The sequence below is a fragment of the Acidobacteriota bacterium genome, assembly GCA_018001935.1.
Lineage (GTDB): Bacteria > Acidobacteriota > JAAYUB01 > JAAYUB01 > JAAYUB01 > JAGNHB01.
In genome coordinates this window covers 195653-220606 of the sequence record JAGNHB010000002.1, presented here as the reverse complement: position 1 = coordinate 220606, position 24954 = coordinate 195653, and the positions used below count along the sequence as shown (strand labels likewise).

The 24954-nt window shown below is 67.6% G+C and carries 23 protein-coding genes and 2 tRNA genes; 23 read left to right on the top strand and 2 right to left on the bottom strand.

The window, feature by feature from the left end:
- The first annotated feature begins 67 nt into the window (after nucleotides 1-67).
- From kdpB to KA419_01785, 14 genes are all read left to right on the top strand, one after another.
- Nucleotides 68-2131 carry a potassium-transporting ATPase subunit KdpB gene (kdpB, locus tag KA419_01850; protein ID MBP7864665.1) on the top strand — a complete coding sequence of 688 codons (2064 nt, stop codon included), beginning with the start codon at nucleotides 68-70 and terminating at the stop codon, nucleotides 2129-2131.
- An 11-nt stretch (nucleotides 2132-2142) separates the two neighbouring features.
- Nucleotides 2143-2757 carry a potassium-transporting ATPase subunit KdpC gene (kdpC, locus tag KA419_01845; GenBank protein ID MBP7864664.1) on the top strand — a complete coding sequence of 205 codons (615 nt, stop codon included), beginning with the start codon at nucleotides 2143-2145 and terminating at the stop codon, nucleotides 2755-2757.
- 50 nt (nucleotides 2758-2807) lie between these two features.
- Complete coding sequence (locus KA419_01840) at nucleotides 2808-5543, top strand: sensor histidine kinase KdpD (protein ID MBP7864663.1); 2736 nt, start codon at nucleotides 2808-2810, stop codon at nucleotides 5541-5543.
- Nucleotides 5540-6250: a response regulator gene (locus KA419_01835; protein ID MBP7864662.1), complete on the top strand. Its 711-nt coding sequence runs from the start codon at nucleotides 5540-5542 to the stop codon at nucleotides 6248-6250. The genes KA419_01840 and KA419_01835 overlap by 4 nt, the downstream gene beginning before the upstream one ends.
- Nucleotides 6251-6737: 487 nt before the next feature.
- Nucleotides 6738-7508, top strand: coding sequence for a polyphosphate kinase 2 (gene ppk2 / locus KA419_01830; GenBank protein MBP7864661.1), 771 nt, complete (start codon nucleotides 6738-6740; stop codon nucleotides 7506-7508).
- Between the two features lie 406 nt (nucleotides 7509-7914).
- A complete protein-coding gene (gene tilS, locus KA419_01825) occupies nucleotides 7915-9252 on the top strand; it encodes a tRNA lysidine(34) synthetase TilS (protein MBP7864660.1) in 1338 nt (445 codons plus the stop codon).
- Complete coding sequence (locus KA419_01820; GenBank protein MBP7864659.1) at nucleotides 9249-9791, top strand: hypothetical protein; 543 nt, start codon at nucleotides 9249-9251, stop codon at nucleotides 9789-9791. Before tilS ends, KA419_01820 begins: the two co-directional genes overlap by 4 nt.
- Nucleotides 9792-9863: 72 nt before the next feature.
- On the top strand, nucleotides 9864-11798 hold the full coding sequence (gene ftsH / locus KA419_01815) for an ATP-dependent zinc metalloprotease FtsH (GenBank protein ID MBP7864658.1): 1935 nt from the start codon (nucleotides 9864-9866) through the stop codon (nucleotides 11796-11798).
- Nucleotides 11795-12640 (top strand): dihydropteroate synthase, encoded by an 846-nt coding sequence (gene folP / locus KA419_01810; GenBank protein ID MBP7864657.1) that lies wholly within the window; start codon nucleotides 11795-11797, stop codon nucleotides 12638-12640. Before ftsH ends, folP begins: the two co-directional genes overlap by 4 nt.
- Before the next feature lies 1 nt (nucleotide 12641).
- Nucleotides 12642-13475 carry a diadenylate cyclase CdaA gene (gene cdaA / locus KA419_01805; GenBank protein MBP7864656.1) on the top strand — a complete coding sequence of 278 codons (834 nt, stop codon included), beginning with the start codon at nucleotides 12642-12644 and terminating at the stop codon, nucleotides 13473-13475.
- A gap of 34 nt (nucleotides 13476-13509) precedes the next feature.
- Nucleotides 13510-14271, top strand: coding sequence for a tRNA threonylcarbamoyladenosine dehydratase (locus KA419_01800; protein MBP7864655.1), 762 nt, complete (start codon nucleotides 13510-13512; stop codon nucleotides 14269-14271).
- 184 nt (nucleotides 14272-14455) lie between these two features.
- Entirely contained in the window at nucleotides 14456-14968 is a 513-nt protein-coding gene (locus KA419_01795) for a hypothetical protein (protein ID MBP7864654.1), read from the top strand.
- Between the two features lie 43 nt (nucleotides 14969-15011).
- Nucleotides 15012-16127 carry an amidohydrolase family protein gene (locus tag KA419_01790; GenBank protein ID MBP7864653.1) on the top strand — a complete coding sequence of 372 codons (1116 nt, stop codon included), beginning with the start codon at nucleotides 15012-15014 and terminating at the stop codon, nucleotides 16125-16127.
- A 201-nt stretch (nucleotides 16128-16328) separates the two neighbouring features.
- The gene (locus KA419_01785; protein ID MBP7864652.1) at nucleotides 16329-16667 is read left to right on the top strand and encodes a hypothetical protein; all 339 of its coding nucleotides are present in this window, start codon (nucleotides 16329-16331) and stop codon (nucleotides 16665-16667) included.
- A gap of 40 nt (nucleotides 16668-16707) precedes the next feature.
- On the opposite strand, the gene KA419_01780 is transcribed toward KA419_01785, so the two are convergent.
- A tRNA-Ala gene (locus KA419_01780) sits at nucleotides 16708-16783 on the bottom strand.
- A 100-nt stretch (nucleotides 16784-16883) separates the two neighbouring features.
- On the opposite strand from KA419_01780, the gene KA419_01775 reads away from it, so the two are divergent.
- The 6 genes from KA419_01775 to KA419_01750 all read left to right on the top strand — a co-directional run bounded on the left by KA419_01775 (nucleotide 16884) and on the right by KA419_01750 (nucleotide 21012).
- Nucleotides 16884-17639: an energy transducer TonB gene (locus tag KA419_01775; protein ID MBP7864651.1), complete on the top strand. Its 756-nt coding sequence runs from the start codon at nucleotides 16884-16886 to the stop codon at nucleotides 17637-17639.
- 2 nt (nucleotides 17640-17641) lie between these two features.
- Nucleotides 17642-18544: a 4-(cytidine 5'-diphospho)-2-C-methyl-D-erythritol kinase gene (gene ispE / locus KA419_01770; GenBank protein ID MBP7864650.1), complete on the top strand. Its 903-nt coding sequence runs from the start codon at nucleotides 17642-17644 to the stop codon at nucleotides 18542-18544.
- Nucleotides 18545-18548: 4 nt separating this feature from the next.
- A tRNA-Gln gene (locus KA419_01765) sits at nucleotides 18549-18623 on the top strand.
- Nucleotides 18624-18689: 66 nt separating this feature from the next.
- Complete coding sequence (locus tag KA419_01760; protein ID MBP7864649.1) at nucleotides 18690-19616, top strand: ribose-phosphate pyrophosphokinase; 927 nt, start codon at nucleotides 18690-18692, stop codon at nucleotides 19614-19616.
- A 23-nt stretch (nucleotides 19617-19639) separates the two neighbouring features.
- Nucleotides 19640-20248, top strand: coding sequence for a 50S ribosomal protein L25 (locus tag KA419_01755; protein MBP7864648.1), 609 nt, complete (start codon nucleotides 19640-19642; stop codon nucleotides 20246-20248).
- 62 nt (nucleotides 20249-20310) lie between these two features.
- Nucleotides 20311-21012 carry an aminoacyl-tRNA hydrolase gene (locus KA419_01750; GenBank protein MBP7864647.1) on the top strand — a complete coding sequence of 234 codons (702 nt, stop codon included), beginning with the start codon at nucleotides 20311-20313 and terminating at the stop codon, nucleotides 21010-21012.
- A 395-nt stretch (nucleotides 21013-21407) separates the two neighbouring features.
- Here KA419_01750 and KA419_01745 read toward each other — a convergent pair whose 3' ends face one another.
- Nucleotides 21408-22253: a dihydroorotate dehydrogenase electron transfer subunit gene (locus tag KA419_01745; GenBank protein ID MBP7864646.1), complete on the bottom strand. Its 846-nt coding sequence runs from the start codon at nucleotides 22251-22253 to the stop codon at nucleotides 21408-21410.
- 134 nt (nucleotides 22254-22387) lie between these two features.
- Between KA419_01745 and KA419_01740 the strand changes: the two genes are divergently transcribed.
- The 3 genes from KA419_01740 (at nucleotide 22388) to KA419_01730 (ending at nucleotide 24953) form a co-directional block, all read left to right on the top strand.
- On the top strand, nucleotides 22388-23161 hold the full coding sequence (locus tag KA419_01740; protein MBP7864645.1) for an enoyl-CoA hydratase/isomerase family protein: 774 nt from the start codon (nucleotides 22388-22390) through the stop codon (nucleotides 23159-23161).
- Nucleotides 23162-23268: 107 nt separating this feature from the next.
- On the top strand, nucleotides 23269-23943 hold the full coding sequence (locus KA419_01735) for a DUF4388 domain-containing protein (GenBank protein ID MBP7864644.1): 675 nt from the start codon (nucleotides 23269-23271) through the stop codon (nucleotides 23941-23943).
- Nucleotides 23943-24953 carry a hypothetical protein gene (locus tag KA419_01730; protein ID MBP7864643.1) on the top strand — a complete coding sequence of 337 codons (1011 nt, stop codon included), beginning with the start codon at nucleotides 23943-23945 and terminating at the stop codon, nucleotides 24951-24953. The genes KA419_01735 and KA419_01730 overlap by 1 nt, the downstream gene beginning before the upstream one ends.
- The last annotated feature ends 1 nt before the right edge of the window (nucleotide 24954 follow it).

Below are 24954 nucleotides of genomic sequence, written 5' to 3'. Positions count from 1 at the left end.
GCCCGGCGACCCTGGAGTCGACACCATGAGCACCACGGAACCCCGAGACCATAAAAGGCGCCGGTCGATGTGTCTGCAGCTTTACCGTCGAGCCCTTCTCGATTCGTTCGTCAAGCTCGCCCCCCGCCGGATGGTGCGGAACCCCGTCATGTTCGTGGTGGAGGTGGTCAGCGTCCTCACCACCGCCCTGTGGGCCCAGGCCCTGGCCGGACGGGGGGAGGCCCCCGCCGCCTTCATCGGCTGGGTGACGCTGTGGCTGTGGTTCACAGTCCTCTTCGCCAATTTCGCGGAGGCCCTGGCGGAAGGCCGCGGGAAGGCCCAGGCCGAGTCGCTCCGCCGGATGCGGAAGGACTCCCGCGCCCGTCGTCTCGCCCCGGGCTTCGTCACCGGGGCCGGGAGGAAGCCGGACGACCGGTCATGGGAGACCGTCTCCTCCTCCGACCTCCGGAAGAACGACCGCGTCCTGGTGGGCCCGGAGGACCTCATCCCCGCGGACGGCGAGGTGGTGGAAGGTATCGCCACGGTGGACGAGAGCGCCGTCACCGGCGAGAGCGCCCCGGTGATCCGGGAATCGGGCGGGGACCGCAGCGCCGTCACCGGCGGGACGCGCGTCCTCTCGGACTGGTTGATCGTGCGGGTGACGGCGGTGTCCGGCGAGGGCTTCCTCGACCGCATGATCGCGCTGGTGGAGGGCGCCCGCCGCAGGAAGACCCCCAACGAGATCGCCCTGGACATCCTCCTGGCGGGCTTCACGTTGGTCTTCCTGCTGGTCTGCGTGACCCTGCTGCCGTTCTCCCTCTACGGCGTCCGGGCCTCCGGCACGGGGACCCCCCTCTCCCTCACCGTCCTCGCGGCGCTGCTGGTGTGCCTGATCCCCACCACCATCGGCGGGCTCCTGAGCGCCATCGGCATCGCCGGCATGGACCGCCTGATCCGGCGCAACGTCATCGCCCTCTCGGGGCGGGCCGTGGAAGCCGCGGGGGACGTGGACGTCCTGCTGCTGGACAAGACCGGCACCATCACCCTGGGAAACCGTCACGCCGTGGAACTGATCCCGGTGGGGAGGACCCGGGTCGAGGACCTGGCGGAGATCGCCCAACTGGCATCGCTGGCCGACGAAACGCCGGAGGGGCGGAGCATCGTGGTCCTGGTCAAGGAAAAATACGGCCTGCGGGGCCGCCCCGTCAAGGCGCCCGGCTCGCCGGGGATGGTTTTCGTCCCGTTCTCGGCCCAGACCCGGATGAGCGGGGTGGACCTGGACGGGACCTCCATCCGGAAGGGGGCGCCGGAAGCCATGATCGAGCACATCCGGAGCCACGGCCAGGCCGTCCCGCCGGAACTGACGGCCGCGGTCGAGACCATTGCCCGGTCGGGGGGCACCCCGCTGGTGGTGTCCCGGAACGGGGCCGCCGCCGGGGTGATCCACCTCAAGGACGTGGTGAAGGGCGGGATCCGGGAACGCTTCGCCCAACTCCGGCGCATGGGGATCAAGACGGTCATGATCACCGGCGACAACCCGGTCACGGCCGCGTCCATCGCGGCCGAGGCCGGCGTGGACGACTTCCTGGCCCAGGCCACCCCGGAAGCGAAACTGAAGTTGATCCGGGAGTACCAGGAGGGGGGGCGCCTCGTGGCCATGACCGGCGACGGCACCAACGATGCCCCGGCCCTGGCCCAGGCGGACGTGGCCGTGGCCATGAACACGGGGACCCAGCCGGCCCGGGAGGCCGCCAACATGATCGACCTGGACAGCAACCCCACCAAGCTCATCGAGATCGTGGAGATCGGCAAGCAGATGCTCATGACCCGGGGCGCCCTGACCACGTTCAGCATTGCCAACGACGTGGCGAAGTACTTCGCCATCATCCCCGCCGCCTTCGCTTCCACCTGGCCGGTGCTGGGCGCCCTCAACGTCATGGGGCTCAACAGCGCCGTGCTCTCCGCCGTCATCTTCAACGCGCTCGTCATCGCGGCCCTGATCCCCCTGGCCCTGCGGGGGGTCCGTTATCGGCCCGTCGGCGCGGCCCAGCTGCTCCGGACCAACCTGCTGCTCTACGGGGTGGGCGGGCTGATCGCCCCCTTCGCCGGGATCAAGATCGTCGACCTCGTGCTGTCGATCCTGGCTTTCTGAGGAGCAGACCCATGTGGAAGGACATCGTCGACCAATTGAAAACCGCCACCCTTCTCCTCCTGGCGCTCACGGCGCTGACGGGTCTCCTCTACCCGCTGATGGTTACGGGGGTCGCACAGACCCTCTGCCCCGACCGGGCAAACGGGAGCCTGGTCCTCCGGGACGGGGCCGTCCGGGGTTCCCGCCTCGTCGGGCAATCGTTCCGGGCCCCGGGGTACTTCCGTGGGCGACCCTCGGCCACGACGCCGGCCTGCAACGCGGCCGCGTCGGCGGGGTCCAACCTCGGCCCCTCGGACCCGGAACGGCTCCGCCGGGCGGCCGCCGTGCTCGAGGCGCTCCGGGGCGCGGGGCCGCGGGGTGCATCGCCGGTGCCCGTGGACCTGGTGACGGCGTCCGGGAGCGGGCTCGACCCGGACATCAGCCCGGCGGCGGCCGAGTACCAGGTCCCCCGGGTGGCCCGGGCCCGGGGGATCGACCCGGGACGGCTGCGCGAGCTGGTCCGCCGCAGGGTCGTCCCTCCCCAGTACGGGATCCTGGGGGACGCGCGGGTGAACGTGCTGGAACTGAACCTCGCCCTCGACCGGCTGACCCGGGCCGAGGACCCGGGCCCGGGTTTGACGCCCTGACCGGGAGGATTGGTTTTGACACCCGGACGGATACGTTTTAGGATTGACCCGTGAAACACGATGACCCCAACCAAGATGAGCGGCCCGACCCGGATGCCCTCCTGGCCCGGGCGCAGGAGGCGGAGCAGCGGCGGCGGAGGGGGCGGCTGAAGATCTTCCAGGGCTACGCCGCCGGGGTGGGGAAAACCTATTCCATGCTGGAAGCCGCCCGCCTGGCGAAATCGAACGGGGTGGATGTCCTGGCGGGCTACGTGGAGACCCACGGGCGCCGGGAGACGGAAGCCCTTCTCGAGGGTCTCGACGTTCTCCCCCGGCGCGTCGTCGAGTACCGGGGCGTCCGCCTGGAGGAATTCGACCTGGACGGGGCCCTCGCACGCCGCCCCGCCCTGGTCCTCCTGGACGAACTGGCCCACTCCAACGCCCCCGGTTCCCGGCACCTCAAGCGCTGGCAGGACGCGATGGAACTCCTGGCCGCCGGCGCGGACGTCTTCACCACGCTCAACGTTCAGCACCTGGAGAGCCTCAACGACGTGGTGGCCCGGATCACGGGCGTCACGGTCCGGGAAACCCTGCCCGACATCGTCCTGGACGAGGCGGATGCCGTCGAGGTCGTCGATCTCCCGCCCCCCGAACTCCTCCGGCGCCTCCGGGAGGGAAAGGTCTACGTCGCCGAGCAGGCCGCCCGGGCGCTGCACCGGTTCTTCCAGGAAGGGAACCTGATGGCCCTCCGGGAGCTGGCTTTCCGGAGCGCGGCGGAACGGGTGGACGGGGAGATGCGCGCCTGGATGGAGTCCCGGTCCATCGAGGGCCCCTGGGACACCACGGAACGCCTGTTGGTCTGTGTGAGCGGCAGCCCGTACAGCGAGCGCCTGATCCGGGCCGCCCGGCGGCTGGCCGGCGAACTGCGGGCCGAGTGGCACGCGGTCTACGTGGAGACCGAGGAGAGCGGGCCGCTCGCGCGGGAGAACCGGGAGAACGTCTGGCGGGACCTGCGCCTCGCCGAAAGCCTGGGCGCCCGCGTGATGACCTTGACCTCGCCCGCCGCCACCGACGCGATCCTGGACTATTCCCGGAAGCGGAACATCACCAAGATCGTCGTGGGAAAACCGGCCCGGTCGGGGTTGGCGGACCGGCTCCGTGGCACGGTGGTGGACCGGTTGATCCGCCGGAGCCGGCCGATCGACGTGATCGTCGTCGGCCTGGCCCCCGACCCCGAATCGCGTCGGAAAGGCCGCGCCCGCGCCCCGGCCGGTCCGCAGGGGTTCAACTACGCTTTCGCGCTGGGCCTGGTCGTATTGTCCACCCTCGTTTGCGCGCCGATCCACCGCGTCATCGAGCCCGCGAACCTGGTCATGGTCTATCTTCTGGCGGTGGTGGTGGCCGCCCTCCGGCTCGGCCTGGGGCCGGCCATCCTCACGGCGTTCACCGGGGTCCTGGCCTTCGACTTCTTCCTGGTCCCCCCGGCCTATACCCTGGCGGTCCACGACACGGAGTACCTGATCACCTTCCTGGCCCTGTTCACCGTGGGGGCCGTCGTCGCGTCCCTCGTGGACAAGGCCCGGTCCCGGGCGGAGGCCGTGCGACTCCGGGAGATCCGGACCGAGAGCCTCTACGCCCTCAGCCGCGACCTGGCGTCCGCCGGCGCGGTGGAGGCGGTCGCCGAGGCGGTGATCCGGCGCGTCGGGGAGACGCTGGATTCACGGGTCGCCCTCCTGCTGCCCGGGGGTTCCGGGCTGGAGTGGGTGGCCTGTTCGCCGGGTCTCCAGGGCGACGAGAAGGAGATGGCGGTGGCCCAGTGGGTCCACCAGAACGGAAAGCCCGCCGGTCTCGGGGTCGACACCCTGGGGGCGGCCACCCTGCTCCACCTGCCGCTGCGGGGCGCCGACGGCCCCGTCGGGGTGCTGGCGGTCGCGCCGCGGGCGCCGGAAACCCTGATGTCCACTTCGGAGCGGGCGCTCCTCGACGCCTACGCCAACCAGATCTCCCTGGCGCTGGAGCGGGTGCTGCTGTCCCGCCGGGTCCAGCAGGCCCGGCTGCTCGAGGAGGCGGAAAAACTGCACCGGGCCATCATGAACTCGCTCTCCCACGATCTCCGGACCCCCCTGGTGACCATCACCGGCGCCATCAGCAGCCTGCGGGAGGAGGGGGACGGGCTCCCGTCGGAAACCCGGCGGGACCTGCTGGAAGGGGCCTGGGAAGAGGCCTGCCGATTGAATCGGCTGATGGGGAACCTGTTCGACATGTCCCGCTTGGAGGCGGGCATTCTCAAGCCCCGCCTGGAGCCGGTCGACGTGCCCGACCTGGTCGGCGCCGCGCTGTCCGCCACGGCGTGCAGGCTCGGGGAGCGGGACGTCCGGGTGGACACGGAGGGGGACGTGCCCCCCGTCCCCCTGGACTTCGTTCTGATGACCCAGGTGCTGGTGAACCTCCTGGACAACGCCGCCAAGTTCTCGGGGCCGGCAACGCCCGTCACGATCGGGGCCCGCGTCGCCGGCGGCCGGCTGGAGCTGGCCGTGGAGGACCGGGGGCCGGGCATCCCCGAAGAGCAGCTGGACAGGGTCTTCGACAAGTTCTTCCGGGTGCAGCGGGGGGACGATGTGCCCGGGTCGGGCCTCGGGCTGGCGATCTGCAAGGGGATCGTGGAGGCTCACGGGGGAACGCTCCGGGCGGAGAACCGGCCGGGCGGCGGGGCGCGCTTCGTGGTCACGCTCCCGATCCCGGGGGTCGCAGCGGGGGCAGCCCCTTCCGGCGGCCCGGCGCACCCCGGCGAAAGGAGCGGAACATGAGCACCTTCGATCTGAAAGGGATCAGGGTCCTGGTGGTGGACGACGAGAAAGCCATCCGTCGTTTCCTGCACACGGTTTTCTGCGCTCACGGGACCGAGATCGCGGAAGCGAGCTCCGGTTTTGAGGCCTTGGCGGCCGCGGCGGCGGGGCGGCCCGACCTGGTCGTCCTGGACCTCGGCCTCCCGGACATGGACGGCCTGGACGTGATCCGGCGCCTGCGGGAGTGGTCGGAGGTCCCGATCATCGTTCTGTCGGTGCGGGAATCGGAGGACCAGAAGATCGGGGCCCTGGACGCGGGGGCCGTGGACTACGTCACCAAGCCCTTCGGTACCGGCGAACTCCTGGCCAGGGTACGGGCGGCGTTGCGACGGGCCTCCCCGGCGGCTGCCGAGCCGGTCTTCCGCTCGGGGGACCTGGAGGTGGACCTGGCAGACCGGCGGGTCCGGGTCGGGGGGATCGCGGTCGCCCTGACCCCGAACGAGTTCGACCTGTTGCGCCTCTTCGTGCTTCACGCCGGCAAGGTGTTCACCCACCGGCAGGTCCTGGTGAAGGTCTGGGGCCCCGGGTACGCCGAGGACCGCCACCTGCTCCGGGTCAACGTGAGCAACCTGCGGCGCAAGATCGAGGCGGACGCCTCGCGTCCCCGGCACCTCGTCACCGAGCCCGGCGTCGGCTACCGTCTGCTGGTCCATGAACCGCCGGGGTGAGCCCCCCTGTTCCCGGGCCCCTCACCTTCGTCACCCGGTGGCTGCACAACTACATCACCTTCGCCCTGCACCGCGGCTTCTACCAGCATGGGACGCCCTTCGTCATCGTCCCGATCCGCGTGTCGTGAACCGACGGCTTTTCTCTGCCATCATCGCGCCGAAGATCGGAACGTGCCGATTCATAAAACCCTTGCATCGGCGAGGACAGGAAGATTATGCTGGGGGCGTGTTCACACCCCCGAGCCCGCGGCGGTCCGCGTTGATCCTGGCTTGGCCGGGGCCGGCCGCCGGGCGGGGCAAACACCGAGAGCGGGAGGCAGCCGTGGGAAAGAAAAAGGACAAGGTGGAGCGCGAAAGGAAGGCGAAGCGCGGAGGAAAGGCGGAGCGCGACGGGAAAGCGGGGAAAGGGGGGAGGAAGGAACCGGGGTCCCGCGCGGAAACCCCGGCGGCCGCGCACGTGCAGCCCCCCGGCTCCCACTACGGGAAGATGCAGAGCAAGATCTACGACGGGGAGTTGGCCCGGCTGCAGATCGAGCTGGTCAAGCTGCAGGAGTGGGTCAAGCGCGAGGGCCTCAAGATCGTCGTCCTCTTCGAGGGGCGCGACGCGGCCGGGAAGGGGGGCGCCATCAAGCGGATCACCGAGTCCCTGAACCCGCGCTACTGCCGGGTGGTGGCCCTGGGGACGCCCACGGAGAAAGAGAAGACCCAGTGGTACTTCCAGCGCTACGTGACCCACCTGCCGGCGGCGGGGGAGATCGTCCTCTTCGACCGGAGCTGGTACAACCGGGCCGGCGTGGAGCGGGTGATGGGCTTCTGCACGGACGCGGAGTACCAGGAGTTCCTGCGGACCTGCCCGGAGTTCGAGCGGATGCTGGTCCGGTCGGGCATCCTCCTGGTGAAGTACTGGTTCTCCGTCAGCGACGAGGAGCAGGAGCGGCGCTTCCAGCAGCGCCTGAAGGACCCCACCCGGCGCTGGAAGCTCAGCCCCATGGACCTGGAGTCCCGGGCGCGGTGGGTGGAGTACTCCCGGGCGAAGGACGCCATGTTCGCCTACACCGACATCAAGCAGGCGCCCTGGTACGTGGTGAACGCCGACGACAAGAAGCGGGCGCGGCTCAACTGCATCGCCCACCTCCTGGGCCTCGTCAACTACCAGGACCTGACGCCTGAGCCCCTCGAGCTGCCGCCCCGGCAGCCCGACGGCGGGTACGTGCGTCCCCCCCTGGAGGACCAGACCTTCGTGCCGCAGGTGTACTGAGCCCCCGCCCCCCGGAGCTTAAAGGCCCGCACCCGGCGGAAGCCGGGCGGGGCGAAGCCGGCGGATTCGCGACAACCCGGGAACTGAGCGGGAACGTGTTGGGGATGCCTTTGTTTGGGCCATCGGCCGGCAGGCGATGGTACATGTTGCGGGAACGCCAAACCTGATGCGGTCGCAAAAAGTCGCGAAAGGGGGATTTCCCGCGAAGAACACGAATATACGCGAATTTATAACACGAATCATATCTATTGATTGTTGATTTCTGATTCGCGTTCATTCGCGTGATTCGCGGGTAAAATGCGACTTTTTACGGGGGTGTCATTCTCTGCGTTCTTTGTGGCTGAATTGACTTTTGCGGGACGGTCAATCCCTTGACAGCATTCGCATGCGGTCGTAGACTCCCGGCATGGACGCGCTGATCCGCACGCTGGCCCGAACGATCCGCGCCGGGGGGCTCGTCCCGGCGGGGGGGCGCGTGGTGGCGGCGCACTCCGGGGGGGCGGACTCCACGGCCCTGGTTCACCTCCTCCACGCGTTGGCGCCGGAACTGGGCTTTTCCCTCGAGACGCTCCACGTCAACCACGGCCTCCGGGGGGCCGACGCCGACGCCGACGCGGCCTTCTGCGCGGAGACCGCCCGGCGCCTGGGGGTCCCGTTCCACCTCGAAGTGCTCGACCCCGCGACGCTCCCGACCGCCAACGTGGAGGAAGCCCTCCGGGATCGGCGGCGGGAGATCTACCGCCGCCACCTGGCGGACAGCCGGGCCCGGGTGGCCCTGGGGCACACCCGGGACGACCAGGCGGAGACCTTCCTCCTCCGGCTCCTCCGCGGGGCCGGCCTCGAAGGGCTGGCCGCCATGGCGCCGTCCGAGGGCGGGTTGATCCGGCCCCTGCTGGCCATCCCCCGGGAGCGCCTGCTCCGCTACCTCGGGGACCACGGCATCCCCTTCCGCAGGGACCTGTCCAACGACGACCCCCGGTACACGCGGAACCGCCTGCGGCGGGAGGTGCTGCCCCCCGTCGAGCGGCTGTTCCCCTCCGCGGGCGCCCTGATCGCCCGGGCCGCCGCAACCCTGCGGCAGGAGTGGGAGGCGCTGCGGGCCCTGGCGGCGGACCGGGCGGCGGCCCTGCTCCGAACGGGCGACGGTCCGCCCGGCTTCGACAACCGGGAACTCGAGCGGCTCCCCCCCGCCCTCCGGCCGACGGTGGTGCGCGAGGTGCTCCGGGCGGTCCGCGGCGACCTCCGGCGGTTGACATCGGCCCACGTCGGGCAGGTCCTGGCCTTCGCCAGCCGCGCGCCGGGCGGAAAACGCCTGGCGCTGCCGGGCCTGGGCCTGTTCAAGAGCGGGCACCGGGTGGTGTTCGGCCCCGTGGCCCAGCCCCTCGAACCCTTCGAGCACGTCCTGCCGGTCCCCGGACGGGTGAGGGTCCCCGAAACCGGCGAGACCTTCGGTTGTGCCCTCGAGGCCGGCGGAGGGGGGGAACAGGTCGAAGTCCCTCTCCCCGGCGGGGCGCCGGCGCTGACAGTCCGGAATGGCCGTCCCGGCGATACGATCCGCCTGGCCTGCGGGGCGAAGAAGCTCAAGAAGCTCTTCCAGGAGGCCCGGGTCCCCGTGGAGCGCCGCTCCCGGGTCACCCTGGTCTGCGGCCCGGGCGGGGAGATCGTGTGGATTCCGGAACTGAAACGAAAACTGTGGTATAATGATTTCGGTTTCAAAACAATTTTCCTTGAGAGGGAATCATGAAGCAGGCTCACCCCGGATTGGTCGTCTGGAAGACACAGCAGGAGATCCGCCGCGAAATCGCCCGGATGGCGAAGGAAATCCGCCGGGATTTCCGCAACAGGGACCTCCAGATCATGGGCATCCTGCGCGGGGTGTTCGTCTTCATGGCCGACCTCCTCCGGAAGATCGACATGCCCGTCGGCTGCCACTTCGTCAACATCTACTACAAGGACATCCTCATCGGCGACAACCAGGTGAAGGAGATCGAGGAGGCGGTGATCTACCCCACCGTCGACATGAACGGGAAGACGGTCCTCCTCCTCTGCGACGTGGTGGACACGGGGATCATCATCGACCACATCCGCAACCTCATCAAGCTGCGGGGGGCCGCCTCCGTCCACATCGGCGCCGTGCTGGACAAGAAGTGGATGCGCCGGACCGACCTGAAGGTCGACTACGCCCTCTTCGAGGACACCGAGGAGTGCTTCGTCATGGGGTACGGTCTCGACTTCCACGAACAGTACCGCCAGTTGCCGTTCCTGGCCAGGCTGAAGGGGTGAGCCCCGGCGTCGAAGCCTTTTTCCGCTTTCCCGCATCCCAATAGTCTGCTAGTATGACCGGTCCGGCTCCGGATGGAGGAAAGTGTGAACAATTTCACGAAAAACATACTGCTCTGGGTCGCCATCCTCGTGACCGTCGTGCTGTTGTACGGCGTGTACTCCAATTACCAGGAAGGCCCCGTCAAGGAACTCAAGTACGACGAGTTCAAGAAACTCCTCGAGTCGAAGGCGGTGAAGACCGCCACGGTGAAGGGGACCACGGTCCGGGGCGAGTTCGAGAGCGGGGGGCGCAAGACGCGCTTTTCCACGGTGATCCCCGAGGACTCGTCGGCGCAGATATCCGACGAACTCTACCGCTCCGCCGCCCGGGTGAACGTGGAATCCGTGGACAAGGATTCCTGGGTGTCCTGGATTTTCTCGCTCTGGCTGCCCATCCTCCTGTTCATCGGTTTCTGGGTCTTCATCATGCGCCAGATGCAGGGGAGCGGAAACAAGGCCCTCTCCTTCGGGAAGAGCCGCGCCCGGCTGCTCACCAACCAGCAGAAGAAGGTGACCTTCAAGGACGTGGCGGGGGTGGACGAGGCCAAGGAGGAACTGCGGGAAGTGGTGGAGTTCCTCATGGAGCCCCAGAAGTTCCAGAAACTCGGCGGGCGGATCCCCAAGGGCGTCCTGCTGGTGGGCGCCCCCGGCACGGGCAAGACCCTCCTGGCCCGCTGCGTGGCCGGGGAGGCCAACGTCCCCTTCTTCTCCATCAGCGGCTCCGACTTCGTGGAGATGTTCGTGGGCGTGGGCGCCTCCCGGGTCCGCGACCTGTTCGAGCAGGGGAAGAAGAACGCGCCCTGCATCATCTTCATCGACGAGATCGACGCGGTGGGCCGCCACCGGGGCGCCGGCCTCGGGGGAGGGCACGACGAGCGGGAGCAGACGCTCAACCAGCTCCTGGTGGAGATGGACGGCTTCGAGTCCAACGAGGGTGTGATCCTCATCGCGGCCACCAACCGGCCGGACGTCCTCGACCCCGCCCTCCTCCGCCCCGGGCGCTTCGACCGGCAGGTGGTGGTGAACCTCCCCGACGTGCGGGGGCGGTTGGAGATCCTCAAGGTCCACATCCAGAAAATCCCCCTCAACAAGGACGTCGATCTCGAGGTCATCGCCCGTTCCTCCCCCGGCTTCTCGGGCGCCCAGCTGGCCAACATGGTGAACGAGGCCGCCCTGAACGCCGCCCGCTACAGCAAGAAGGACGTGACCATGGCGGACTTCGAGACCGCCAAGGACAAGGTCCTCATGGGGAAGGAGCGGAAATCGCTCATCATCCGGGACGAGGAGAAGCGGATCACCGCCTTCCACGAGGCCGGGCACGCCATCCTCGCCGCCCTCCTGCCGGAAGCCGACCCCATCCACAAGGTGGCCATCATCCCGCGCGGCATGGCGCTGGGCGTCACCCAGCAACTGCCGGTGGACGACCGCTATACCTACCCCCAGAAGTACCTCGAGGCCGAGCTGCAAGTCCTCATGGGCGGCCGGATCGCCGAGGAGCAGTTCCTCGGGGTGCGCACGACGGGGGCCTCCAACGACATCGAGCGGGCCACCGAGATGGCCCGGAAAATGGTCTGCGAGTGGGGGATGAGCGAGCAGCTCGGGCCCCTCTCCTTCGGCAAGCGGGAGGAGCAGATCTTCCTCGGCCGGGAGATCGCCCGCCACAAGGACTACAGCGAGCAGACCGCCGTCCTCATCGACTCGGAGATCCAGCGCATCGTCGTGGGGAGCTACCGGGAGGCCGAGAAGATCATCCAGGACAACCGGGACGCCCTGGAGCGGATCGCGAACGCGCTCCTGGAGTACGAGGTCCTGGACGCCGCGGAGATCACCGCCATCATCAACGGTGAGCCCATCCGGGTGCCCCGGACCCCGGCGGGGCCCGACAAGCCGACACGACCCGAAAACGCCGGGGAGGAAGCCGTGTCGGGGGGGCTGGTGCAGCCGAAGCAGAGGCCCGCACCGGCATGAGACGACCGGGTTTGCGCATCGTCGATACGGGTCGCCGTCGGATCGTCTGCGGGACGGAACCGATGGTCATGGGGGTGATCAACGTCACCCCCGATTCGTTTTCAGACGGCGGCCTCTGGCTCGACCCCGCCGCCGCCGTGGACCGCGCCCTTCAACTGGCCGCGGACGGCGCCGCCATCCTCGACGTGGGCGGGGAGTCGTCACGGCCGGGGGCCTTCCCCATCCCGACCGACGAGGAACTCCGCCGGGTGGTCCCGGTCATCCGCGAGCTGGCCCGGCGCCTGGACCTCCCGGTCTCGGTCGACACCCGGAAACCGTCGGTGGCCGATGCCGCGCTGGACGCCGGGGCCGAGATCGTCAACGACATCTCCGGCCTGCGGGACCCCGCCATGGCCGCCCTCGTGGCCCGGTCGGGCGCGGCGGTGGTGACGATGCACATGCGGGGGACGCCCGAGACCATGCAGCAACTTTCGCCTTCGCCGGACATCCTCGAGGATGTGCACGGGTTTTTTGAATCGGTCTTGCATCTTTGCGTCGACCCGGTTAAGATCATTCTAGATCCGGGAATCGGATTCGGAAAGACGGTCAAGGACAACCTGGTTCTTCTGAACCGTCTGGGTCATTTTTCCGAATTCGGACGCCCGATCCTCGTCGGAGCATCCCGAAAATCCTTTATCGGGAAAGTGTCCGGCGCTCCGGTCCAGGACCGGCTCGGCGGTTCCGTTGCCGCCGCGGTCCTGGCGGCCGAGCGGGGTGCGGCCATCCTGAGGTGCCACGACGTCCGGGAGACCGTCCAGGCCCTGCGGGTGGCCCGGGCCGTGCGGGACGAGAGCGAAGGGTGAGATGAACATCTTCACGGAGATCGCCGCTTTCCTGAAGAACCTTCCGGTCAGCCCGACGGAGGTTGTCGACATCCTCCTGGTGTCGCTGGTGGCGTACCGGCTCCTCGTCGTCATCCGGGGGACCCGGGCCGCGAAGATGGCGGTGGGGATCGCCTTCCTGATTCTCGGCTACTTCATCGCCGAGCGGCTGGAACTCCCCCTGTCGCGCCGCATCCTCGCCAACTTCGCCCCGGTCATGGCCTTCGCCCTCATCGTCCTCTACCAGGACGAGATCCGGAAGATCCTGTCCGACATCGGCTCCACGCGGCTGTTCCGCCTCTTCATGCCGAAGGAGAAAGTGCTGGACTACGAGGAGATCGCCCTGGCGGCCGTCACCCTGTCGTCCAAGCGGATCGGCGCCCTGATCATCGTCGAGCGCGCGGTGGGGCTGCGGAACTACATGGAGAACGGCATCATGCTGAACTCCAACCTCTCCTACGACCTGCTGGTGACGGTCTTTCACCCCGAGACGCCCCTCCACGACGGGGCCGTGATCGTCCAGAAGGACCGGATCGCCGCCGCCTCGTGTTTTCTGCCCCTCACGCTGGAGCCGCACCTGAGCAAGGAGTACGGGACCCGTCACCGGGCCGCCATCGGGATCACCGAGGAGACGGACGCCATCGCCGTGGTGGTTTCGGAGGAGACGGGCCGGATTTCCATTGCCGTAGAGGGGAAGCTGAAGCGGATGGACGACTCCGACGCCCTCGCCGCCTTCCTCCGGCAGAACGTGGCGCAGCGGGCGAAACGCTTCCGGCCGTTCTCCTCGCCCGAACGGGAAAACCCCGAGCAGGGCTGACCCCTTGGACCCGCGCTTCCAACGCCTGCACCTGATGATCGGGCCGGAGAAGGCCGCCCGGCTGGGCCGCGCCCACGTGGCGGTGGTGGGCCTGGGGGCGGTGGGCTCCTATGCCGTCGAGGCCCTGGCGCGGGGCGGGGTGGGCCGGCTGCGCCTGGTGGATTTCGACCGGGTGCAGCGCAGCAACATCAACCGCCAGCTCTTCGCCCTGGAATCCACGCTGGGGCAGCCGAAAGCGGAGGTGGCGGCCCGGCGGGTCGCCGACATCAACCCCGCCTGCGCGGTGGAGCCCCTGCGGCTCTTCGCCCACCGGGAATCCCTGGACCTCGTCCTCGGGGGCGGGATCGACCTGCTGGTGGACGCCATCGACGCCGTGATCCCCAAAGTGGAACTGACCGCCGGGGCCCTTGCGCGGGGGGTCCCCCTCGTGTCGTGCATGGGCGCGGCCCTCCGCACCGACCCGTCCGCGGTGCGGGTCGGGCCGCTGTCGAAAGCCGTCCAGTGCCCGCTCGCGAGCCGGGTCCGCAAGCTGCTCCGCCGGCGGGGCTTCCCGGTGGACCACCCCTGCGTGTTCTCGGTGGAACCGGTGGACCGGTCGATCCCCCTGCCGCCGGAGACCGAAGACCCGGACACGGCACCCCCGGGGGTGCGGCGCGGGAGGGAGCGCCGAGTCCTCGGGAGCCTTCCCACCCTGACGGGCCTGATGGGGCTCCTCGCCGCCCACACGGCGATGCGGCTGCTCCTGGGGGGCTCCTTTGCCCGGGAGCCGGCGCTTCCCGAAGGGCGAACGCCCTGAAGCGGAACGGGCCCCGGCCGGTTCGGGCCCCCGCCATCCTGCCGGGACCCGCCGGGGGACGGGAGCCTCACGATTTTCCCCCGCGGAAGCCGTCGTCGTGCTAAAATGGCGATTTTCCGCTCCCCCGGGGCTCTCCCTTCTCCCCGGGCGACGGGCGGCAGCTCAATCCGCGGGAGGAATCCGCATGAAACTGACGGAAGCACAAGAGAAAGCCGTTCATACCTGGGTCGACCGGGGCTTGAAGGTTTACGAGATCCAGAACCTGCTGGAATCCGAGTTCGGGATCTCCATGACCTACCTCGACGTTCACATGCTTCTGGACGACATCCAGGCCGCGTTCAAGTCTGCCGCCGTGCCCCCCCCCGAGCCGGCCCCGGTCCTTCCCGATGCCGACGCCGACGAGGCGGGCGGGTGGGACGACGACCCCGAGGAACTCGGGGCGTACGCGGACGAAGCGGCGGCGGCATCCCCCGCCGCCCCTGGGAGAGTCCAGGTCGAGGTGGACCAGATCACCCAGCCCGGCTCCATCGTGAGTGGAAAAGTGACCTTCGGCGACGGCAAGCGGGCCGGGTGGCTCGTCGACCAGATGGGCCGGCTGGGTTTCATGCCCGAGGAACAGGGTTACCGCCCTTCGCCCGAGGACATGCGGGACTTCCAGGTCGCTCTCCAGCGGGCCCTGTCCCGGTATGGCTTCTGAGCCTTCCCCCGCCGGAAACGGTCCCGGGGCCATCGAGGCGGGCTTGAACCCGATCCGGGACCACCACAACCATGTCTCCCTCTACGCGGCCCTGGGCGGTGCGATCGACCTGTCCGGCGCCCGCTCGGAAAACGAGGCCCTGGACCTCCTGTCCGGCTTCGACCGGGCGGCCGTGACCGTCGCCATCGGCTGGCACGGGGGGCGCTACGGCTTCACGGCGTCCCGTCTGGATGCCTTCCCCCCCCTGGTGGTCGTCAACGTCTCCCTGCACGGTTTCGTCCTCAACCGGGCCGCGGAAGCGGCGCTCGGCCCGACCTTCCCCGGGATCGTCCGCCACTGGCGTGACCCGCTCTGGTGCGAGACCCGTTTGCCGCAGATCCTGGTGTTCCTCACCCGGACGGCGGGGATCGACGCGGGGAAGCTGGCGGCGTTCATGGCGTCCATGGCGGCGATGGGCGTGGACCGCGTGGACGACATGCTCATCCCCGGGGAGTCTTTCCTCGACCTGGTCGACGGCTCGCCCTTCGCCGGCCGGATACGGTCCTGGGCCTCGCCGGAGGTCTTCGCCGGCCTGGGCCCGCGGGGCCGGGACCGCGTGGACGGGGTCAAGCTTTTCGCCGACGGGGCCCTGGGCATGCGCACCGCGGCGCTTGCAGCGGGGTACCCCGACGGCTCGGCGGGCCTTCTGGTGCACTCGGACGCGGGCCTCGAAGCCGCGCTCCGCCGGGCGGCCGCGAGCGCGAAGGCGGTGTCCGTCCACGCCATCGGCGACCGCGCCCTGGCGCAGGTTGTCACCGTCCTCGAACAGCTGTCCGGGGAAGGGTGCGCCCTGCCCCGGCTCCGGATCGAGCACGCCCAGTTCATCGACTGCCCGCTGGCGGTCCGGGCCCGGCGACTCGGCGTGACCCTTTCCATGCAGCCCAACTTCAGCTCCGACTCGGAGGACTACGCCGACCGCCTCTCCGAGACCCAGCGCAGGGCCAACAACCCGTTCCGGATGCTCATCGACGAGGTTGGCTACCGGCCGGGCGAAGACCTCCTCTTCGGTTCGGACGGGATGCCGCACGGCCGGCTTTCCGCCCTCCGGGCTTGTCTTGGGCCCCCTTATGAGAGTCAGCGCCTCAGCCTCGACGAGTTCAGGGCCGGATACGGCGGCTGAGGGTGGGAAAGCTCCGGGATTACAGAGAGATTTCACCTTCTCCCCGTTTTCCCGTTGACATTTCGTTCGGTCACCGGATATGCTTCAACCATGAATTGACGGCAAGCCGGCGTATCCTGAACCAGGGAGAAACCGGGGGTGGAGAGGGTTTGCGTCGAGTCCGGCCGGGTTGCCCACGGATCTTCAGTCCAGAGGTGGAAGATGCATCCCTTCTCATGTCGGGCGGGGGCCCTGAAGGCCCTGCGCCGCCTTCTCGTCCTGTCGATGCTGGCATTGACGTTGTTCGCCTGCGGCGGGGGACCGCCGCCGACCGCCCCCCCTGCCGCCGCCGGCCCGCCGGCCGCCTCACCCGGTCAGGCCCCCGCCCGGGGGCCCGGGAAGAAAGTCCCGGCCGACCACGTTCGGGAGAAGAAGGGCGCCCTGCACAAACCCGGGATGAAGGACCCCCTCTCCAACTGCGCTTCCTGCCACGGGCAGGACCTGAAGGGGGGCCCAGGGGCACCCTCGTGCTATGCCTGCCATGAGAAGAACTGGCACTGAAAACACGAACGCCGACGGCCATCGGCCGTCGGCGTCAAACTGGTGGAGTAAGGGGGATTTGAACCCCCGACCTCAGCGTTGCGAACGCCGCGCTCTTCCAGCTGAGCTATTACCCCACGGGTTTCAAGGGACCCGCGCGGCGCAATATACGGCAAGTTCCCTCCGAACGCAAGGGGTTTGTGAAGGGAAGATCACCGACGGAGAGAGGTTAGTCCGATGAGCTTTCTGAAAATGGCCAAGATGAAGCAGAGCCTTCGAAAGATGATGCTCCTGCCGGTCGGGACCGTCCTGGTCCTGGCGGGGGTGATCTGGACCATCTACTTTTACTACCCCACGGCCGACGCCCAGGCCATCTTCGACCTCCGGCTCGCCGACGCGAGCAAGAGCGTGGACGAGGCCCTGCGGGAGAACCCCGAGCTGAGTACCACCATCAAGGATCGGGTGATGCAGTGCGTGACCGACCTGCGCCGGGGCGACACCCGCGACGTCCTCTCCCGGGCCGCCGATCTGCGGCGGAGCCCCGCCAGCATCAACAACCGAAGCCTGGTCCTGGCCATCAAGAGCATCAAGGACGCGGTCTACGCCTCGGATTACCAGCAGGGCTACCGCAACATGCTCATGGTCGGGGGGGGCATCTTCATCATCGGGGCCCTGGTGCTGGTCTACGGCTACATCCAGGTCAAGAGCGCCGGCATCTTCGTGACCACGGAGGTGCTGACCGGGAACCTCAAGAAGTACGAGGCTCCGGAGATCCTCAACAAGGAACTGCTCAAGCGCGACCCGCCCAAGAGCGTGACGGTGATGCTGACCGTGAACCGTTACGGGCACGTCACCGACATGGAACTGATGGAGGGCCCCACCTACCTGGTGCCTTACCTTCTCCAGGCGGTCCGGAAGTGGCGATTCGAGCCGTTTCTCCACAAGGGCAAAAGCGTCCCCGTCATCGGCGAGATGCGCATCTCCTTCAAGTAGGCATGGCCATCGAGCTGATCGCACCCGCCAAGATCAACCTGTACCTGAAGGTCCTCTTTCGGAGGCCCGACGGGTACCACGAACTGCGGACGCTCTTCCAGACCGTGGAACTGGCCGACCGCGTCGTCCTGGAGCCGCGGGAGGACGGCCGGGTCCTCCTCGAGTGCGACCGCCCCGGGATCCCTACCGACGGGACGAACCTCTGCGTCCGTGCCGCCGAGGCGCTCAAGGAGGCCACCGGGACCACCTCCGGCGCCCGCATCCGGCTGTTCAAGAACATTCCCGACAAGGCGGGCCTGGGCGGGGGGAGTTCCGACGCCGCCGCGACGCTCGCCGGCCTGGACCGTCTCTGGAAGACCGGGCTGGGGCGGGAGGCGCTGGCGGAGCTGGGGCGGGGCCTCGGGGCGGACGTCCCCTTTTTCCTGGCGGGGGGGACCGCCCTCGGCATCGGCCGGGGGGACGAGATCATCCCGCTGCCGGACCTCCCCCCGTGCTGGGTGGTGCTGGTCTTTCCCGCGGTGGTCGTCAGCACGCCCTGGGCGTACGGGCAGCTGAATTTGCTGTTGACAAATTCGGATGCAACGACTAATATTCCGCGTTTGCGCGGGTTTTCGCCGGATTCGGACACCCTGCTCCAGATGGCCGAGAACGACTTTGAAACGGTGGTCTTCAAAGCGTATCCGGAGCTTTCGCGCATCAAGGATCAACTCCGTGCGGCGGGGGGTTGCCCGGCCCTGATGAGCGGCAGCGGTTCCTCCGTGTACGGGGTCTTTCGCTCGGAAGCGCAGAGCCGGCGGGCCGCACAGTTGCTGGAGAACGGCCCGACGCCCGGTCGCGTCGTCGTGACGCGGTTCCTCCCCTCGGGAATCACCGGGGCGCCGCACTCTGCCGCCGTCGTTCATTGAACGCTGGGGAGTCGTCAAGCGGTAAGACACAGGTCTTTGGAACCTGCATTCGAAGGTTCGAATCCTTCCTCCCCAGCCACCTTCTCGAGCCGCCGCACCCGGTCGCGGGCGGGCAGCAGGAGAGCGCGCTGTGGTCAAAGGCGATTTGATCATCTTTTCCGGTTCGGCCAACAAGTCACTGGCCGAGGAAGTCTGCCGTTATTTGAAAATCCCGTTGGGCAAGTCCAGGCTGACCACGTTCGCGGACGGGGAGATCTACTTCCAGAGCCTCGAGAACGTGCGCGGCCGCGACGTCTTCGTCGTGCAGCCGACGTCGCGGCCCGTCAACCACAACATCATGGAACTGCTCATCATCATCGACGCCTGCAAGCGGGCCTCCGCGTCGCGGATCACCGCGGTGATCCCCTATTACGGCTACGCCCGCCAGGACCGGAAGGACAAGCCCCGCGTGGCGATCTCCTCGAAGCTGGTGGCGGACCTCATCACCGCCGCGGGTGCGAGCCGGGTCCTGGCCATGGACCTGCACGTCTCGCAGATCCAGGGCTTTTTCAACATCCCGGTGGACCACCTCTTCGCGGCGCCGGTGATCCTGGACTACATCTCCTCGCTGAACCTGCGGGACCTGACGATCCTCTCCCCCGACACCGGCGGCGCAGAGCGCGCCCGGGCCTACGCCAAGCGGCTGAACGCGAACCTGGCCCTGGGCGACAAGCGGCGGGTCCAGGACAACGTGGCCGAGGTGATGAACATCATCGGCGAGGTGGCGGGGAAAACCGTCGTCATCGTGGACGACATGGTGGACACGGCGGGGACCATGACCGAGATCTCCCACGCCCTGCAGCTGCGCGGGGCGACCCGGGTGCTGGCGGCGGTGACCCACCCCGTCCTAAGCGGGCCGGCCATGGAGAGGCTCCGGAATTCGCCGCTGGAGATGCTCATCGCCACCAACACCATCGAAGTGCCCGAGGACCGGAACATCCCCAGCCTGAAGGTCCTGTCGGTTGCGCCCCTGATCGGCGAGGCCATCCGTTCCATCCACTACGAGACGTCGATCAGCAACCTGTTCGTCTGAAAATCACCAGAGGAGTGTCTGATATGGAACCAATCACGATTGAAACCAAGCGGAGGTGGGATCTGGGGAAAAACGGCTCCCACCGCCTGAGAGTGTCGGGTTACGTCCCGGCCGTGCTGTACGGGAAGGACGAGGTCAGCGTCCCCCTCGCCGTGGACCGCAAGATGCTGGACCATCTGCTGCACACGCCCGGGGGCCGCAACCGGACCTACACCCTCAAGCTGGACGAGCAGAACACCAAGGAAGTCCTGATCAAGGACTTCCAGCTGGACCCCGTCCGCGACGAGCTGATTCACGTGGACTTCCTGGCCGTCAGCCGCGACCGGGCCGTCCAGGTCAAGGTGCCGGTGGAGGCGGTGGGCGTCGCGGTCGGGGTGAAGACCTTCGGCGGGATCCTCGGGATCCTCATGCACCATATGCCGGTCGAGTGCTTCCCCCAGGACATCCCCGAGACCATCCGGGTCGATGTGTCCGGTCTCGGGATCAACCAGAACCTGAAAGTCAAGCACGTCGACCTCGGCGACCGGGTGAAGATCCTGGCGGACCCCGAGACCATCGTGGTCCACGTCGAGGGCACCCGCGGCGCCGAGACGGCCCCGACCGCCGCCGAGACGACAGCGGAAGCCAAGTAACCGCCTGACGGATGTTGCCGCCCGCGGACGGATACGCCGTTTTCGGACTGGGAAACCCGGGGTTGCGATACCGGTACAACCGGCACAACGCCGGGTTTCTTTTTCTGGACTGGTTCGGGCCCCGGGTCCGGCAGGGCCCCGTGCGGGCGGAAACGGGCCTCTTCGCCCACGTCGGGGAGGGGGAACTCGCGGGGCGCCCCCTGCTCCTGGTCCGGCCGCAGACCTGGATGAACCTCAGCGGGCAGTGTTACGCGGCGGTCCTCGCCGCCCTGGGTTACCCGGTCGAACGAACGCTCGTCGTGTACGACGACCTCGCGCTTCCCTTCGGGGCGTTCCGGGTCCGCGGCCAGGGGTCTTCCGGGGGCCACCGGGGCATGGAGAGCATCCTGGCGGCGGCCGGCCGCACCGACATCCCCCGCCTCCGGATCGGGATCGGGGGCGAAGCCCCCCCCGAAGACACCGTTCACTACGTGCTCTCCGACTTCACGCCTTCCGAGTCCGGGCAGCTTCCCGAACTTTTCACCCGACTGGCCGAGGTCGTGGCGGTATGGGCTGAGGACGGCATCCGGGCCGCCATGGACCGGGCCGGCACCCTCCGGGGCGAAAGCCGCCGGGGGCCGCGGGATAGCGCCGGGACCGCGGTGAGGAAGGGGAGGCCCCGGAGCGGGACGCCGGCGGACCCAGGGGGATTCCCGGAGGAGAACTCGCCGGGCACCGGGTCGGAACCGGCGGCCCCCCCCCCGGAAAGCACGGACATGCCCTGAGCCGCCCAGGTCTCGACCCCCGTTCGACCTCCCCGTCCAAAGTGCCATCGCCCTCCAGACGATGGCTCAACCCAAGGTTTTTATAGTAATTTCCCTTTCGATGTGCGACGGGTTGCGAGACCGTCGGACATTGACATCCGGATGAGACGCTTGTTTGCAATTCCAGTTTATATGCATATTGATGATGTCACCAATTTGAATTTGGTTGGAGCGGGAAAATTGATGCTCCAGCAAAAAGCCGCCAACTGGATATCACCCGCGAATGACGCCAATCGACGCGAATATATAAAACGAATAATACCTATCGATTATCAGAATCCGATTCGCGTTCATTCGCGTGATTCGCGGGCTAAATCGACTGTTTGAGGCCTTTGACTGTTTTTCTCACGCAACCGTCAATCCGGCAGGCTTTCCCACACGATCCGGTCCGCCCTGAACACCGGGCCTTCCTTGCAGACCCGTTCCATGGTGACTCCCCCGGGGGGAGCTGCGCGGTCCGGGGCCGCGGTCCCGGCGGCGACCGGAAGGGCGCAGCCGAGGCAGATCCCGATCCCGCAGGCCATGCGGCTCTCCAGGGAGGCCCAGACCCGGGCGGGGTCGCCGGCCGTCTCGCAGACCGCCCTCATCATGGGGGTGGGGCCGCAGCAGTAGACCCGCTCGTCGGGCCGGTCGGCCAGGTAGCGCCCGAGGGGGCCGGTCACCAGGCCCTCCTCCCCGACCGAGCCGTCCTCGGTGACGGCGTGGAAGGCGCCGGGCGCGAGGGCGCCGAACCGGTCCGCCAGCGGGAGGTCGGCGGCGCGCTTCCCTCCGTAGAAGACGGTGAGGGAGGCCCGGCCGGCCCAGCGGGCGGCGAAGAAGTGCAGGGGCGCGATCCCGACGCCGCCGCCCGCCAGCACGATGCGCTCCCCGGGGGAGGGCTCGGGGAAGGTGTTGCCCAGGGGGCCGGTGCACCGGAGGGTCGAGCCCTTGGCGAGGCTGGACATCAGGCGGGTCCCCCGGCCGACCTTCTTGACCAGGAAGACGAGGCTCCGGGGACGGCCCCCGGCGTCCGGGAGGACGTCCAGGACGCTGATGGGACGGTTGAGGAGGGGGTCGAGGGAGAGGCCGGCGCCCGGAAGGCCCAGCATGAAGAAGTGGCCGGGCGCCGCCAGGGCCGCCTGCCGCGGGGCCGGGAGGTCGAGAAGGAAGTAGTCTGCCTGGAGGGGCTCGATCGATCGAACGGGGTTTTCGGTGCTAATCATGCCTGCGGCTCCTGAAGATCTTGTAATCGATTGCGGTCCGTGATATACAGGGAGATGAAACGACAACGGCAGCGGCGATTATAGCCCAAGAGGCGGATCGGAGAGGCACGAAAAACGTCGTATCCGGAGGGAAGATGGAAGGCGAGTTTCAATCCATCCACCTGGAGATCAAGAACCGGCTGGCGCACGTCACGTTCAACCGCCCCCCGCTGAACCAGCTCAGCCACGAACTCCTCGGCGAGGTGTGCGAGGCGATGGAAACCATCACCGCCGACCGGGAACTCGCGGCCGTGCTCTTCACCGCCCAGGGGGGCGGGTTCTCCACGGGCTTCGACTACTCGGAGCACAGCCGGGAGATCGGGTTCTCCATCACGGAGCGGTTCCGCAACCTCTGCAGTTACCTCCTGGGCCTGGACGTCGTCTCCATCGCCGTGGCCAACGGGAAGGTCAAGAACGCCGCCTGCGACCTCCTCTGGTTCTTCGACGTGGTCATCGCGGACTCGGAGGCGCTCTTCGTCTACGACAACTTCCGCACGGGGAATTTCCCTCCCCTCGGCACGGTTTTCCTTCCGGAGCGGCTGGGGGAGAAACGGACGTTCTCCCTCCTCCTCGAGGGCGGCCAGATGTCGGTGGACGAGGCGGTGAAAGCCGGGCTGGTCACCTGCCACGTCCCCCGGGACCAGATCAGCGCGGAACTCAAGAAGTGGATCGGGAACCTCTTCGGGCAGAGCACCCCCGTCCTGGGCGTGGCCCTCCGCAACCTGCGCCGCCGCCGCCAGTGGTTGTTCGAGAACTTTGTCGAGGACGCCTACTCGGATTATCTGAACGATCTGGCCGAAACGGAAGACTACGCCGAAGGTATCGCGGCATGGGTCGAAAAACGTCCGCCAGTCTGGAAAAATCTTTGAGAAAATGCTTTTTTAAGGAAAGGAACCGGCTTGACACCTGTTCGGGAAAGTGATACGGTGAGACGGATGTCGGAATACATTGAATTCTAGCTAACAGAAAGAGAAAAATGGCACTCATCGGCAACCTCAAGGAACTGAACCTCGTCAACCTGATCCAATTGAACTGCATCGAGAAGAAGACCGCCAAGCTGACCTTCAACTATCGCGGGAAAATCGGCGTCATCTACTTCGACAACGGGGAGATCCCTCACGCGCAGTTCGACAACATCTCCGGCCCCGACGCGATCTACCGGGCCATTCACCTTCCCGAGGGCGAGTTCAAGATCGAGGAGGGGATCCGGACCAACATCCGGACCAACGACATCAAGTGGTCGGAGTTGATCCTGGAGGGGATGCGCATCTACGACGAAAGCCAGATCGGCCAGGACCAGATCTTCACCGATTTCATCAAGAAGATGGAGCAGATCGACCGTTCCATCATCGCGGTGATCCTGCTGAGCAAGGACGGGCAGCCGAAGGCCAACACCGACCTGCAGGAAAACGAGCTCAAGCTCTACTGCGCCATGCTGGCTTTCGCCGCGGGCAAGATCCAGAACATGGGTCGCCAGTCGGGGATCGGGTACTTCAAGGACGCCACCATCCTCTTCTCGGACAAGATCGTGCTCATCTACGACCGCGATCCCGACATCATCGGCGTGTTCACGAACCCCCAGGCTAACCTCAAGATGCTGGAACCGGTCATCGCCAAGGAAATCCAGAACTACACCAACGAGCGACGCTAATGCACATCCCCAAGGGTAAAACGGTTCACAAGGAGCTGAGTTCCTCCTTTGTCGATTTCGGGAAATTCCTGGAGGAACTCAAGAAGAGCAGTTTTTCGGGTTTGGTGGAACTGATCGGCGTCAAGGGCGAGGTGGAAGTCCTCCTCGACTTCGGGGACGTCTCGAACGTCCGGATCCAGGCCGGGGAGGTCAAGTTCGGCCGGGACCTCATCGTCGAAGCCCTCCGGATGGCCTCCGCCGAGAACATGCTGATCTCCTCGTTTTGCCTCCCCGCCGAGTCCGTGGCCCTGATCTCCTGTTTCTTGCAGGGGCAGAAGATCTACGAGAACCTCACCTCCGAGTTCACCGACCCCGAGAAACTGATCGCCAAGTACGAGCAGGAGAAGGGGGAGTACTGCGTCGAGGCGATCTTCACGAAGAACTACGGCTGCGGCCTGGTCTTCCTGCAGGAGGGGCACGTGGTGGAAGCGCTCCTCTCCATCCTGGACAAGGACCTCACCACCGGGAAGCCGGCCGTCAAGGAGATCGTGGACGGCGCCCGTGAACTCGGGGCCACCTTCAACGTCTACAAGGGGAAGATCGAGGCGACGACGGCCCCGGCGGCCGGGCCCGTGCTGCCTCCCGCCGAGGTGCACGCGGTGATCGAGACCCTCATCGCGGAATTCGAGAAGATGGCCGCCAAGGGGGCCCGCAAGGACTTCAACTTCGACGCGTTCCTCCGGGAGTCCTGCCTCCAGGTCGCCGACCAGCACCCCTTCCTCGACCCCTTCGCCGCCGAGTTCCTCTACAAGGGCGGCAAAATGGAGCTCAACACCGTGGAGCCGCCCCACAAGGTCGTCGACGGTGTGTTCCGGCTGATCCTCTCCATGGGGGAGCGCCTGCAGCAGTCCAAGCAGGAGTTCTCGCGGGAGGAGTACCGGAAGGCCGTGCAGGCCGCCCTGGCCGGCCACGAGTACGTGGCCTCTGAACTGCTAGTGAACAAGCACCTTAACGATCTGGTCGGGAAATAAA